Origin of the sequence: Streptomyces mexicanus (assembly GCF_902506575.1) — a bacterium.
In the GTDB taxonomy this organism is placed as follows: domain Bacteria; phylum Actinomycetota; class Actinomycetes; order Streptomycetales; family Streptomycetaceae; genus Streptomyces; species Streptomyces mexicanus.
The window spans coordinates 5499692-5513366 of sequence record NZ_LR732544.1 but is presented as its reverse complement, the minus strand read 5'-3'; the positions used below and the strand labels follow the sequence as shown (position 1 = coordinate 5513366).

General features: G+C 73.0%; 8 protein-coding genes, 2 pseudogenes and 1 riboswitch. Of the genes and pseudogenes, 3 read left to right on the top strand and 7 right to left on the bottom strand.

Features of this window, described 5'->3' with window-relative positions; all coding sequences use genetic code 11:
* Positions 1-2064: GNAT family N-acetyltransferase (locus GV126_RS24735; RefSeq protein ID WP_236570093.1), on the bottom strand; the 2064-nt coding region annotated here is incomplete at its 3' end.
* Between the two features lie 184 nt (positions 2065-2248).
* Here GV126_RS24735 and GV126_RS24730 point away from each other — a divergent pair.
* The gene (locus tag GV126_RS24730; RefSeq protein ID WP_028424365.1) at positions 2249-2530 is read left to right on the top strand and encodes an HPr family phosphocarrier protein; all 282 of its coding nucleotides are present in this window, start codon (positions 2249-2251) and stop codon (positions 2528-2530) included.
* 366 nt (positions 2531-2896) lie between these two features.
* On the opposite strand, the gene GV126_RS24725 is transcribed toward GV126_RS24730, so the two are convergent.
* The 4 genes from GV126_RS24725 to GV126_RS24710 all read right to left on the bottom strand — a co-directional run bounded on the left by GV126_RS24725 (position 2897) and on the right by GV126_RS24710 (position 7683).
* Complete coding sequence (locus GV126_RS24725) at positions 2897-3568, bottom strand: GntR family transcriptional regulator (protein WP_159670731.1); 672 nt, start codon at positions 3566-3568, stop codon at positions 2897-2899.
* 209 nt (positions 3569-3777) lie between these two features.
* Entirely contained in the window at positions 3778-4536 is a 759-nt protein-coding gene (locus GV126_RS24720) for a M23 family metallopeptidase (protein ID WP_159670728.1), read from the bottom strand.
* Positions 4537-4548: 12 nt separating this feature from the next.
* Positions 4549-4711, bottom strand: a riboswitch (cyclic di-AMP (ydaO/yuaA leader).
* 216 nt (positions 4712-4927) lie between these two features.
* A complete protein-coding gene (locus GV126_RS24715; RefSeq protein ID WP_159670726.1) occupies positions 4928-6316 on the bottom strand; it encodes a M16 family metallopeptidase in 1389 nt (462 codons plus the stop codon).
* Positions 6313-7683, bottom strand: a complete 1371-nt coding sequence (locus GV126_RS24710) for a M16 family metallopeptidase (RefSeq protein ID WP_159670724.1) — start codon at positions 7681-7683, stop codon at positions 6313-6315. The genes GV126_RS24715 and GV126_RS24710 overlap by 4 nt, the downstream gene beginning before the upstream one ends.
* 152 nt (positions 7684-7835) lie before the next feature.
* Here GV126_RS24710 and GV126_RS24705 point away from each other — a divergent pair.
* Positions 7836-10097: pseudogene (locus GV126_RS24705) on the top strand (DNA gyrase/topoisomerase IV subunit A); the annotation flags it as partial.
* Positions 10098-10103: 6 nt separating this feature from the next.
* Here the strand turns inward: GV126_RS24705 and GV126_RS24700 are convergent.
* Both GV126_RS24700 and GV126_RS24695 read right to left on the bottom strand, forming a co-directional pair.
* On the bottom strand, positions 10104-11177 hold the full coding sequence (locus tag GV126_RS24700) for a CobW family GTP-binding protein (RefSeq protein ID WP_159670721.1): 1074 nt from the start codon (positions 11175-11177) through the stop codon (positions 10104-10106).
* Between the two features lie 201 nt (positions 11178-11378).
* Positions 11379-12545, bottom strand: a complete 1167-nt coding sequence (locus tag GV126_RS24695) for a citrate synthase/methylcitrate synthase (RefSeq protein WP_159670719.1) — start codon at positions 12543-12545, stop codon at positions 11379-11381.
* A gap of 122 nt (positions 12546-12667) precedes the next feature.
* Here GV126_RS24695 and GV126_RS24690 point away from each other — a divergent pair.
* Positions 12668-13621, top strand: a pseudogene (locus GV126_RS24690) (citrate/2-methylcitrate synthase); the annotation flags it as partial.
* Between the last annotated feature and the right edge of the window lie 54 nt (positions 13622-13675).

Sequence of the window (13675 nt, the reverse complement as noted above, 5' to 3'; positions counted from 1 at the left end):
CCCCCCGCCCGGCGGGGGCGAGGAAGGGGCCGTACCGGGCTCGGCGACGGCACCCGGCTCGGCTACGGCACCCGACTCGCGAACGGCACCCGCCGGGCGGGGGGCACTCACCCCGGGGGCGGTCCCCACGTAGGGCACGGCACCCGCGTGGGGAGCCGTGCCGGGCACAGGACCCGTGCCGGCGGCAGGACCCGTGCCGGCCAGAGGACCCGTGCTGGCCGCGGCGGAGAGGGCCTCGGCGAGGCCGCCCAGTTCGACGTGGACGACGAGGACCGGCTTGCCGGGCACCGCCTCGGCGGCCGACCGAAGGGCCTCCGCCAGGGCCGCGTCCTTTGCGGCCCCCTCCCCCACCGCCGGGATGGCGGTGACGACGACCGCGTCGGTCGCCTCGTCGGCGAGCGCCCGCGCGAGGGCGGCCCGGAAGTCCTCCGCGGACGCGGCCGTCGTCAGGTCCTGCGGCTGCTGCGGCCGCAGCCCCTCGGCGAGGCAGCGGTCGTACGTGAGGACCCCCAGCGACTCGGAGTTGCCGCGGATCGCCACCCGCGGGCCCTGCGGCAGCGGCTGGCGGGCGAGCAGCAGTCCGGTGTCCACGAGCTCCGTGATGGTGTCCACCCGGATCACGCCGGCCTGCCGCAGCAGCGCGGAGACGGGGGCGTGCGGCAGCCGCGTCGCCCGTACCGCGTGCCCCTGCGGGGCGCCGCCCTGCACCACCACCAGCGGCTTGACCGCCGCCGTGCGCCGGGCGAGCCGGGTGAACTTGCGCGGGTTGCCGATCGTCTCCAGGTACATCAGGGCGACGTCGGTGTCGGGGTCGTCGTACCAGTACTGCAGGACGTCGTTGCCGGAGACGTCCGCGCGGTTGCCGGCCGACACGAAGGTCGACACGCCCGTCACCCCGGTGACCCCGCCGCCGCGCCGGTGCAGCCGGGACAGCAGCGCGATGCCGATGGCGCCGGACTGCGCGAACAGGCCGATGCGGCCGGGGCGGGGCATCTCGGGGGCGAGGGAGGCGTTGAGGCGGACGTCCGGTGAGGTGTTGACGATCCCGAAGGCGTTCGGCCCGATGATCCGCATGCCGTACGCGCGTGCCTGCCGCACCAGGGCGCGCTGGCGCTCGCGGCCCTCGGGGCCGCTCTCCGCGTATCCGGCGGAGATGACGACCAGGCCCTGCACGCCGTGCTCGCCGCACTCGGTGACGACCTCGGGGACGTGCTCGGCGGGCACGGCGACCACCGCGAGGTCGACGGGGCCGTCGATGTCCCGCACCGAGCGGTGGGCGGGCACGCCGTCGATCCACTCGCGGTCCTCGCCGAAGGCCCGGTTGACGGCGTACAGCCGGCCCGTGAATCCGGCGGTGCGCAGGTGGTCGAGGATGCTGCGGCCCACGCCCCCGGGGACACGGCCCACGCCGACGACGGCCACCGAGCCGGGCACCAGCAGCCGCCGCACCGACCGGGCCTCGGCCCGCTGCTCCCGGGCGCGCTGCACCGCCAGGGAGCGGTCCGTGGGCTCGATGTCGAACTCCAGGCGTACGACGCCGTCCTCGAAGCTGCGCTTCTGCGTGTACCCGGCGTCCGTGAACACCTTGATCATCTTGGTGTTGGCGGGCAGCACCTCGGCGGTGAAGCGGCGGATGCCGCGCTCGCGGGCGACGGCCGCGATGTGTTCCAGGAGGGCGGAGGCGACCCCGCGCCCCTGGTGGGCGTCCTGCACGAGGAAGGCGACCTCGGCCTCGTCGGACGGCCCTGACGCGGGCATGCCGTGGGCGCCGACGCGGTCGTAGCGTACGGTGGCGATGAACTCGCCGCCGATGGTGGCCGCGAGTCCCACCCGGTCCACGAAGTCGTGGTGCGTGAAGCGGTGGACGTCCTTCGCGGACAGGCGCGGGTACGGCGCGAAGAAGCGGTAGTACTTGGACTCGTCGGAGACCTGCTCGTAGAAGCTGACCAGGCGGTCGGCGTCTTCGGCGGTGATCGGGCGGATCCGCGCGGTGCCGCCGTCGCGCAGCACCACGTCGGCCTCCCAGTGGGCGGGGTACACATGCCGGTCCGACGAGGTCTGCATGGGCCCCAGAGTACGGCTGGCGTCCGACAACGGCGCGGTGCAGTCTGTGGGGGACACACATCGGACCGAGGCCGCGGTCCGACACCACCCCGATGCGGAACAGCTCACACCGGACCGCTCCGGGGGGTGCTTCATGTGTGGGAAACTGGTCTAGACAACTTGTACACCTGAAGGGCAGCATCACATGGCTGAGCGCCGCGTCAACGTCGGCTGGGCCGAGGGCCTTCACGCCCGCCCCGCCTCCATCTTCGTCCGGGCCGCCACGGCCGCAGGCATCCCCGTGACGATCGCCAAGGCCGACGGCACCCCCGTCAACGCGGCCTCCATGCTGGCCGTCCTGGGCCTCGGCGCGCAGGGCGGCGAGGAGATCGTCCTGGCCTCCGACGCCGAGGGTGCGGACGCCGCCCTGGACCGCCTGGCCAAGCTGGTCTCCGAGGGCCTCGAGGAGCTTCCCGAGACGGTCTGACCGAGAAATCGGGCCAGAGCACATCGGGCCGAATACGGAATCAGACCGATACGACGGAACCGCGTCGCCCTCCGGGGCGGCGCGGTTTCGCATGTACCGAGTGATTTCGCACGTACCGAGCGGTTCCCCAGAACTGAAAAGGGCAGCGGGCGCCAGAGAAAAGGGCAGCGGAAATCACCGACACGGAATTCCCCGCCTCTTTGTATACGGCACCCGTGTTAATGCGGCCGACCCGGGATGTTGACGGCATGTTGCGAACTCCTCACGTCCGCCCGCGGCCCGATTCACCGGACCGCCGCCCTCGCGGGGCCGTCTCACCGGTCCACCGGTCTCACCGATCCGCCGCCGTCAGCCGGACCGCCGGCCTCACCGGTCCGCCGTCCGCACGGGCGCGCCGCGTCCGGCCGGGGCGCCGGGCACGCGCAACCGGTGCGCGGCGTTCGCGCGCTCGGTGTGCAGCGCCGTGACCGCCCGCGCGCGCCCGCCGTCGCCGCGCCTGACCGCGTCCACGACGGCCGCGTGCTCGGCCCACGACGTCACGGGGTCGGCCGGGGCGCCCGCCTCGTACATCCAGGAGATCTTGAGCCGCAGCTGCGTCAGCACGGCGATCAGCGCCGGGCTGCCGCACGCCTGGGCGAGCGTCTCGTGGAACCAGCCGCCCAGCGCGCGCAGCTCCTCGCCGCCGCCCTGCGCGGCCCGCTCCTGGCCCAGCCTGACCAGGCCGCGCAGCACCTTCAGATGCGCCTCGGTGCGCCGCTGAGCGGCCCGCGCGGCCGCCAGCGGCTCCAGCAGCAGGCGCATCTCCAGCAGGTCGGCGGCCTCCCGCTCGGTCGGCTCCGCCACGCACGCACCCGCGTGCCGCCGGATCACGACGAAACCCTCGGCCTCGAGGGTGCGCAGGGCCTCGCGCACCGGGACGCGGGAGACGCCGTACCGGCGGGCGAGGACTTCCTCCGTGAGCCGGCTGCCACGCTCGTGCACACCGGCGACGATGTCGTCCCGGATCGCCGTGCACACCGAGTGCGCCGGAATGCGCATACCGACCTCCGCCTGAATACCGTCGAAATCCCGTACCGCGCCGGGCAGGGCACGTGTTCGGGTGACTCCCGGGTGACTCTATTGCAGAAAGCCGCAATACCGGAGGGCAGGCTGGATTCCATGGACAACTTTTGGACAGCGGAACCCCGGGAAAAGCGAAAACCCCGGCGCGGGCGGCCGGGGCTCTCGGTCGGATCTGCGGGGCTCGTTCAGACGTCCACGCCGTGCTTGCGCAGGTAGGCGACGGGGTCGACGTCCGAGCCGTAGTCGGGGGTGGTGCGCGCCTCGAAGTGCAGGTGCGGGCCGGTGACGTTGCCCGTCGCGCCGGACAGGCCGATCTGCTGGCCCGGGACCACCTGCTGGCCCACCGAGACACCGATGGACGACAGGTGGCCGTACTGGGTGTACATGCCGTCGGCCATCCTGATCACGATCTGGTTGCCGTACGCCCCGCCCCAGCCGGTCTCGACGACGGTGCCGACGCCGACGGCGTGCACCGGGGTGCCGGTCATGGCGTGGAAGTCGATGCCGGTGTGGGAGCCGGAGGACCACAGCGAGCCGCCGGTCTTGTAGCCGGTGGAGACGTAGGAGCCGGAGATCGGCGCGACGAAGGTGTTCAGGCGCTTGCGCTCGGCCTCCCGCGCGGCGCGCTCCTTGGCCTCGCGTTCCTTCTTCGCCAGCTCGGCGGCCTTCTTGCGGGCGGCCTCCTCGGCCTGCCGCTGCTCGGCGGCCTGCTGCTGGGCGGCGGCCTGGGCGTCGATCTTCTCGGCGACGGCGTCACCGAGGGTGATCACCGGGGTGAGGCCGGTGTCCTCGGGCAGGGGGGTCTCGGCGGCGAGGGCCGGGGAGGCGGCCAGAGTGCCGATGACACCGGTGGTGGTCAGGGCCGCGACGCCCGCCGCGCGGGCGGTGGTGCGGTGGATCCGGCCGGGGCGGCGGTGCTTGCCGGTGGCGCGCGTGAACGCCATGCAGACGCTGGTCCTTTCCTTCCCTCTCGCCTACCGGGTTAGCTGACGGGTTCGGAGCAGGAAGGTCTCCTACGGGCACCCTCGCGGCCTGCGCGGGCGCCCGATTCACCCCAGGGACGGATGGGTCCCCGGCTCCCCTGGCTCGCGCCGTACGGGGACTCGGCGATGGCTGTCCGGTGCCGCGGGTGCGGCGCACTGCCCGACGAACAGCCGGACCGACGCTAAAGGGACCGGACGTCAATTCCCAAACCGAACGCCGATTTTGTAGCGCAGACCACAGGGCAGAAAGGCAACCTCTCCCTCAATTCGGACATCACAGGGCCCTGGTGACGCTTCGGTCACCAGGGCCCCACGCGCGCGCGTGCTGTCCGGGGAACGCCCGCCGGTGCCGCTACTCGGCCGACACGACGGTGACCGGACCGATGCCCAGGGCCTCGACGGGCTCCTTGATCTGCGCCGCGTCACCGACGAGGACGGTCACCAGCCGGTCCACGGGGAAGGCGCTGACCACGGCGGCGGTGGCCTCCACCGTGCCGGTGGCGGCCAGCTGCTGATAGAGCGTCGCCTGGTAGTCGTCCGGCAGGTGCTGCTCGACCTGGTCGGCCAGGGTGCTCGCCACGGCGGCCGCCGTCTCGTACTTCAGCGGCGCCACCCCGACGAGGTTCTGCACGGCGACGTCCCGCTCGGCGTCGGTCAGGCCCTCGGCGGCCAGCGTGCGCAACACCGTGAACAGGTCGTCCAGGGCGGGACCGGTGTTCGGCGTGTCGACCGAGCCGCTGATGGCGAGCATCGCGGCGCCCGAGCCGTCCGGCGCGGAGCGCAGCACCTGGCCGAAGGCCCGCACCCCGTAGGTGTAGCCCTTCTCCTCGCGCAGGACGCGGTCCAGGCGGGAGGTGAGGGTGCCGCCCAGGCAGTAGGTGCCGAGCACCTGGGCGGGCCACACGCGCGCGTGCCGGTCCGGTCCGATGCGGCCGATGAGCAGCTGCGTCTGGACGGCGCCGGGACGGTCCACGATGACCACCCGGCCGGTGTCGTCGGCGGTCACCGGGGGCACCGGCCGCGGCTTGGCCGGCGTGCCGCTCCAGGCGCCCAGGGTGTCGCCGAGCACCTCGTCGAGGTCGATGCCGGTCAGGTCGCCGACCACCACGGCCGTGGAGGTCGCGGGGCGCACATGGCGGTCGTAGAAGGCGCGGACGGCCGCGGAGTCGATGGCGCGGACGGTCTCCTCGGTGCCCTGCCGCGGCCGCGACATGCGCGCATCGGCCGGGAACAGCTCCTTGGACAGTTCCTTGGCGGCGCGGCGGGAGGGGTTGGCCAGCTCGTGCGGGATCTCGTCGAGCCGGTTGCGCACCAGCCGCTCGACCTCGGAGTCGGCGAACGCGGGCGCCCTGAGGGCGTCGGCGAGCAGGCCGAGGCCCTTGGCCAGGCGGGAGGCCGGGACCTCCAGGCTCAGCCGTACGCCGGGGTGGTCGGCGTGGGCGTCCAGCGTGGCGCCCGCGCGCTCCAGCTCGGCGGCGTACTCCTCCGCGGAGTGCTTGTCGGTGCCCTCGGAGAAGGCGCGCGCCATGATCGTGGCGACACCGTCCAGACCGGCCGGCTCGGCGTCCAGGGGCGCGTCCAGCAGCACCTCGACGGCGACGACCTGCTGGCCGGGGCGGTGGCAGCGCAGCACGGTCAGGCCGTTGTCCAGCGTGCCGCGCTCGGGTGCCGGGAACGCCCACGGCTTGGCCTCGCCCGCCTTGGGCTGCGGGTGGAACTCCATCGTGGCGAGCTCGGTCACTTCGCCGCCTCCTCGGTGTCGTCGGTGGCCGCGGCGTCCGCGTCCTGGGTGTCGTCCTGTGCGTCGGCGGTGGGCTCGTAGACGAGCACCGCGCGGTTGTCCGGGCGCAGGCGGGCCTTGGCGACCTCCTGGACCTCCTCGGGCGTGACCTCCAGGACGCGGTGGACGGCGGTGAGGGCCAGCTGCGGGTCGCCGAACAGGACGGCGTAGCGGCACAGTTCGTCGGCGCGGCCGGCGACCGTGCCGAGCCGGTCCAGCCACTCGCGCTCCAGCTGGGCCTGGGCGCGCTCCATCTCCTCGGCGGTCGGGCCCCGCTCGGCGAACCGGGCCAGCTCCTCGTCGATGGCGGACTCGATCACGGGGACCTCCACGTCACCGGAGGTCTTCACGTCCAGCCAGCCCAGCGAGGGCGCGCCGGCCAGCCGCAGCAGGCCGAAGCCGGCCGCGACGGCGGTGCGGTCGCGCCGCACCAGCCGGTTGTACAGCCGGGAGGACTCGCCGCCGCCCAGGATGGTCAGCGCCAGGTCGGCCGCGTCGCACGCGCGCGTGCCGTCGTGCGGCAGCCGGTAGGCCGCCATCAGCGCGCGGGCCGGGACGTCCTCGTGGACGACCTCCCGCAGCTGCTCGCCGATGATCTCGGGCAGGGCGCCGTCGCGGGGCTCGGGCTTGCCGTCGTGGGAGGGGATGGAGCCGAAGTACTTCTCGATCCAGACGAGCGTCTGCTCGGGGTCGATGTCGCCGACCACCGAGAGCACGGCGTTGTTCGGCGCGTAGTAGGTGCGGAAGAACTGCCGGGCGTCCTCCAGGGTGGCCGCGTCCAGGTCCGCCATCGACCCGATGGGGGTGTGGTGGTACGGGTGGCCCTCCGGGTAGGCGAGCGCGGTCAGCTTCTCGAAGGCGGTGCCGTAGGGGACGTTGTCGTAGCGCTGGCGGCGCTCGTTCTTGACCACGTCCCGCTGGTTCTCCATGGACTCCTCGTCCAGGGCCGCCAGCAGCGAGCCCATGCGGTCCGCTTCCAGCCACAGGGCCAGCTCCAGCTGGTGGGCGGGCATGGTCTCGAAGTAGTTCGTGCGCTCGAAGCTGGTGGTGCCGTTGAGCGAGCCGCCGGCGCCCTGCACCAGCTCGAAGTGCCCGTTGCCCTTGACCTGGGCGGAGCCCTGGAACATCAGGTGCTCGAAAAGGTGAGCCAGGCCGGTGCGCCCCTTGACCTCGTGGCGGGAGCCGACGTCGTACCAGAGGCACACCGCCGCGACCGGGGTCAGGGGGTCCTCGGAGAGCCCCCCGCGCGGGCCGTTGGCCGGGCGGTGCTGGGTCGCTGTCGGGCCGCGGGAGCCTGCCTCGGCTGTGGCGGTGTGCCCCAGGGGCATGTGCGTCCCTTCGATCGCGGAGGCGGTCGGGAAACCGCCGTTTCCTGCCGGTCCTGCCACTGTATGCAAGCGTGCGGACGCCTGGCGAAGTTCCCGGAGGCGGTACGCCGAAAGCGAGAACGGAAGAAGGGTGCGCGGGGGCGCGGGCAGGAGGGGGGCGCCCCGACCGCGGCTACGTCAAGTGCGCGCGTGTCGTCGGGGAGGTCATGGGCAAGCTGCACCCGCACGGCGACGCGTCGATCTACGACGCCCTGGTGCGCCTGGCCCAGCCGTTCTCGATGCGGGTGCCGCTGGTCGACGGCCACGGCAACTTCGGCTCGCTGGGCAACGACGACCCGCCCGCGGCCATGCGGTACACCGAGTGCCGGATGGCCGCCGCGACGGGCCTGATGACCGAGTCGATCGACGAGGACACCGTCGACTTCGCGCCGAACTACGACGGCCAGGAGCAGGAGCCGGTCGCCCTGCCCGCCGCCTTCCCGAATCTGCTGGTCAACGGCGCCTCGGGGATCGCCGTCGGCATGGCCACGAACATGCCGCCGCACAACCTCGGCGAGGTGATCGCGGCCGCCCGCCACCTGATCCGCCACCCGAACGCGGACCTGGACGCCCTGATGAAGCACGTCCCGGGCCCCGACCTGCCCACGGGCGGCCGGATCGTCGGCCTGTCCGGGATCCGGGACGCCTACGAGACCGGCCGCGGCACCTTCAAGATCCGCGCCACGGTGTCGGTGGAGAACGTCACGGCCCGCCGCAAGGGCCTGGTCGTCACCGAGCTGCCGTTCGCGGTCGGCCCGGAGAAGGTGATCGCCAAGATCAAGGACCTGGTCGGCTCGAAGAAGATCCAGGGCATCGCCGACGTCAAGGACCTCACCGACCGCGAGCACGGCCTGCGCCTGGTCATCGAGATCAAGAACGGCTTCGTGCCGGAGGCGGTCCTGGAGCAGCTGTACAAGCTGACGCCGATGGAGGAGTCCTTCGGCATCAACAACGTCGCCCTGGTCGACGGCCAGCCCCTCACGCTGGGCCTGAAGGAACTGCTGGAGGTCTACCTCGACCACCGCTTCGACGTGGTGCGGCGGCGCAGCGAGTTCCGCCGCGGCAAGAAGCGCGACCGGCTGCACCTGGTCGAGGGCCTGCTCACGGCGCTGCTGGACATCGACGAGGTGATCCGCCTGATCCGCTCCAGCGAGAACTCCGCGCAGGCCAAGGAGCGCCTGATGGGGCACTTCTCGCTCAGCGAGGTGCAGACGCAGTACATCCTCGACACGCCGCTGCGCCGCCTGACCAAGTACGACCGCATCGAGCTGGAGGCGGAGAAGGACCGGCTGACCGCGGAGATCGAGGAACTGACCCGGATCCTGGAGTCGGACGCCGAGCTGCGCAAGCTGGTCTCGGCGGAACTGGCCGCGGTCGCCAAGAAGTTCGCCACCCCGCGGCGCACGCTGCTGCTGGAGGCCGCCGACATCCCGGCCGCGACGGTGCCGCTGCAGGTGGCCGACGACCCGTGCCGGGTCCTGCTGTCCTCGACCGGTCTGCTGGCCCGCACGGCGAGTGCCGAGCCGTTCCCGCAGGAGGCGGGCGGCGGCAAGCGGCACAAGCACGACGTGATCGTCTCGGCGGTGCCGGCCACGGCCCGTGGCGAGGTGGGCGTGGTGACGTCGGCCGGCCGCCTGCTGCGGGTCAACGTCGTCGACCTGCCGCAGCTGCCGGAGACGGGGTCCGCGCCGAACCTGTCCGGCGGTGCGCCGCTCGCGGAGTTCGTGTCCCTGGAGGACGACGAGACGGTGGTCTGCCTGACCACGCTGGACGAGTCCTCGCCGGGCCTGGCGCTCGGCACCGAGCAGGGCGTCGTCAAGCGCGTGGTCCCGGACTACCCGTCGAACAAGGAGGAGCTGGAGGTCATCACCCTCAAGGAGGGCGACCGGATCGTCGGCGCGGTGGAGCTGCGCACCGGCGAGGAGGACCTGGTGTTCGTCACGGACGACGCCCAGCTGCTGCGCTTCCAGGCCTCCCAGGTCCGTCCGCAGGGCCGGCCGGCGGGCGGCGTGGCGGGCATCAAGCTCGGCACGGGCGCCAAGGTCATCGCGTTCACGGCGGTGGACCCGGCGGCGGACGCGGTGGTCCTCACGGTGGCCGGTTCGCGCGGCACGCTGGACGACTCGGTGCAGACGACGGCGAAGCTGACGCCGTTCGACCAGTTCCCGCGCAAGGGCCGGGCCACCGGCGGCGTGCGCTGCCAGCGGTTCCTCAAGGGCGAGGACTGCCTGTCGTTCGCCTGGGCCGGCCCCGCCCCGGCGCGGGCCGCGCAGAAGAACGGCACCCCGGCCGACCTGCCGGAGATCGACCCGCGCCGCGACGGCTCGGGCGTGCCGCTTCCGAAGACCGTGGCGGCGGTGGCCGGGCCTTTCTAGACCGGTCTACAGAGGCGGTTCCTCGGTCCCCTGGTCGTCCTCGGGGTCCTGGACGTAGCGCAGGACGCCCCACATGCCGTGCTCGTCGGCGTGCGGGGCGTCGTTCCTGCACGCGTCGAGCTGCTTGGCGAGGCCGGCGGTGTCGATGCCGGCGCCGATGAGGACGAGCTGGGTGAGGTGCGCCTCGGCGGCCGGCCACGGCTCGGGGTAGAAGCGCAGGAACCGGCCGACGGCGTGCACGGCGTAGCGGTTGCGCGCGTCGTACGGGCCGAAGTCCACGTACCCCTTGATCCGGTACAGCCCCTCGGGCCTGCTGTCGAGGAACCGCATCAGCTCGCGGGGGTCGAGCGGCGTCTCGGAGACGAAGGAGAGGCTGTCGTACCCGGTGTGCAGGTGCCCGGCGTGGCCGTCCTCCTGGTTCTCCGCGTCCCCGTGCAGGTCGTCGAAGGACAGCTGCCCGATGCGCTCCTCGCTCGGCCGGCAGTCGAAGAGGAACTCCGGGTCGATCCGGCCGTACGTCGCCGGGACGACCGCGGCCCGGTCGGTGAGGGTGCGGACGAGCCCGAGGACCCGCTCGCCGTCGGCAGCCCGGTCGAGCTTGTTGACGACGACCAGGTCCGCGAGGGCGAGGTGCCGGTCGATCTCGGGGTGGCGGGCCCGGGTGTCGTCGAACTCGGCGGCGTCCACGACCTCGACGAGGCCGCCGTAGACGACCCGGGGGCGGTCGCTGGCCAGCACCATGCGCACGAGTTCCTGGGGTTCGGCGAGCCCGCTGGCCTCGATGACGATCACATCGATGCCGAGGGACGGCTGGAGGAGCCGGTCGAGGTACTGGTCGAGTTCACCCGGGTCGACGGCACAGCACAGGCATCCGTTGCCGAGGGAGACGGTGGAGTCCCCGAGCGCCCCCGCGACCGCCATGGCGTCGATCTCGATGGCGCCGAAGTCGTTGACGATCGCCCCGATCCTGCTGCCACCGCTGCGGTGCAGGAGGTGGTTGAGGAGGGTGGTCTTGCCGGAACCGAGAAATCCGGCAAGCACGACGACCGGAACCTGGTGCGGGCTCGGACTCTGCCCCACTGTGCGACCTCTCTCGACGTGAACGATTGCCGGCACCACGACGCTACGCCATGGTCGGCGGTGCCTCGTCGGCCATCGACGCGTACGCCACACCCGTCCAGCCGGGCATCCGAACTGGTGAGCGGCCCGCCACCCCGCCGCTGTTCACCGCCCCGCCGAGGCCCGGCACCGTACACGCACGGCACCAGGCCTTGCGCCTGCTCAGGCCGCCTGCGGCACCGGCACCGGCGCCTCGGGCCCCACGTACCGGGCCACCGGCCTGATGATCTTGGAGTCCTCCGCCTGTTCCAGGATGTTCGCGCTCCAGCCGACCACACGGCCCGCGGCGAAGGTGGGGGTGAACATGTCCCGGGGCAGGCCGCACAGTTCCATCACGACGCCCGCGTAGAACTCGACGTTGGTGTGCAACTCCCGTCCGGGCTTCAGCTCCGCGAGGATCGCCTCGACGCGGCGTTCCACCTCGACGGCGAAGGCGACGCGCGGGCCACCGAACTGCTCGGCGATCTCGCGCAGCATCCGGGAGCGGGGATCCTCAGTCCGGTAGACGGCGTGGCCGAAGCCCATGATGCGCTCGCCGGCGAGGACCCGTGCGCGGATCCAGGGGTCGATCCGCTCCGGCGTACCGATCGCGTCCAGCGTGTCCAGCGCCCTGCTGGGGGCACCGCCGTGCAGCGGCCCCGAGAGCGCCCCCACCGCGCCCACCAGGCAGGCCGCCACATCCGCGCCGGTGGAGGCGACCACCCGGGCGGTGAAGGTCGACGCGTTGAATCCGTGATCAATGGTTGAGATCAAGTATTGCTCGATCGCCCGCGCCCGGCGCTCGTCCGGTTCCGAACCCGTCAGCATGTACAGGTAGTTGGCCGCACAGGAGAGGTCCTCGCGGGGTTCCACCGGCTCCAGTCCTTTCGCCAGCCGGTGCAGCGAGGTGAGCAGCGTCGGTACTGCCGCGCAGGCGACGAGGGTGTCCTGGCGGCGCCGGTCGGCGTCGATGTCGTAGACCGGGCGGAAGCCGTTCGCCGCGCCCAGCAGGGACAGGGCGGTACGCATCCCGGCGAGCGGCCCCGAGCGCCGGCTCGCCGCAGCGATGGCGGGCAGGGCCGCCCGCACTTCGTCGGGGAGCACGCGCAGGGCGGCCGTCTCGGCGGCGAAGGCGGCGCTGCGCCCGGCGTCCGGAAGCTCCCCGTGGACCAGCAGGTGCCAGACGTCCTCGAAGCGGCGGGTGCGCGCGAGTTCGACGGCGGAGTACTGGCGGTAGTGGTAGAAGCCCTCGGCACCCCGGACATCACCGATCCGGGTGTCGGTGACGACGACGCCCGCAAGTCCTCGCGGTACGTCGACAAGAGTGGGTGCGGCCCTGTGGCTGGACATGTCGTCTCCTCCTGGTCCTCCTGGGACGCGATCGACTGTCCGCTCTCGACTCAACTGTTGTCAACATTGATCGAGTCAATGCATCTCGTCCATCCCACTGTCGATATGGATACGGTGAGTCCATGAGCGACCAGGAATCCACCTCCTCCCCCGCCCGGCGGCGACTGAGCACCAAGGAGACCGCCGAACTGCTCGGCGTGAAGCCCGAGACCGTGTACGCCTACGTCAGCCGCGGCCAGCTCAGCAGCCGGCGGGAACCGGGAAACCGCGGCAGCACCTTCGACGCCGGGGAGGTCGAGGCGCTCGCCCGCCGCAACCGGCGGGAGAGCGGCGGGACACCCGGCCCAGGCGGGGAACTGTCCGTGCGCACCCGGATCACGCTCATCGAGGACGACCGGTACTACTACCGCGGCGTGGACGCCACCGAACTCGCCCGCCGGCACTCCTACGAGGAGGTCACCGAGTGGCTGTGGACCGGCCGGCTGCGCCCGGGGGCCGCCTTCACCGCCCCCGAGGCATCCGTCGCCGTGGCCCGCCGCGCCGCCGACGCCCTGCCCGAGCACACCGGCCCCACCGACCGGCTGCGGGTCGCGGCGGTCGCCGCCGCGGCCGCGGACCCCTTGCGCTTCGACCTGTCGGAGGACGCCGTGCTGGGCACCGCACGGACCCTCATCCCGACGCTCGTCGCCGCCCTGCCGCCGCTGCGCCCGGGCCGCGGCGATCAGGGACCGATCGCCCACCGCCTGTGGGCCCGGCTGAGCCACCTCGACCCCGACGAGGCGTCACTGGCCGCTCTCGACACGGCGCTGGCGCTGCTCGTCGACCACGACCTGGCCGCCTCCACGCTCGCCGTACGCGTGGCCGCCTCCGCCCGCGCCCACGTCTACGCCGCCGTCTCCGCCGGGCTCGGCGTGCTCGAAGGCCCCCTGCACGGCGGGGCCGGGGGGCTCGCCCACCGGCTGATCCTGGAGGTACTGGAGCGCGGCTCGGCGGGGGCCCCCCCCCCCCCCCGCCCGCGGGGGGGGCGGCCCCGCCCCGGGGTCCGCCCCCCCCCCCACCCCGCGGGGGGGGCCCGCCCCCCGCGCCCCTTTCGGGCCCGCTCTTTTTAAACCCCCACCCCGCCCGCCACC

What these genes read in the sequence shown, in the direction of transcription:
- GV126_RS24730 (WP_028424365.1), top strand. Translation starts at nt 2,249, where the DNA reads ATGGCTGAGCGCCGCGTCAACGTCGGCTGGGCCGAGGGCCTTCACGCC.
- GV126_RS24725 (WP_159670731.1), bottom strand. Translation starts at nt 3,568, where the DNA reads ATGCGCATTCCGGCGCACTCGGTGTGCACGGCGATCCGGGACGACATC.
- GV126_RS24720 (WP_159670728.1), bottom strand. Translation starts at nt 4,536, where the DNA reads ATGGCGTTCACGCGCGCCACCGGCAAGCACCGCCGCCCCGGCCGGATC.
- GV126_RS24710 (WP_159670724.1), bottom strand. Translation starts at nt 7,683, where the DNA reads ATGCCCCTGGGGCACACCGCCACAGCCGAGGCAGGCTCCCGCGGCCCG.
- GV126_RS24695 (WP_159670719.1), bottom strand. Translation starts at nt 12,545, where the DNA reads ATGTCCAGCCACAGGGCCGCACCCACTCTTGTCGACGTACCGCGAGGA.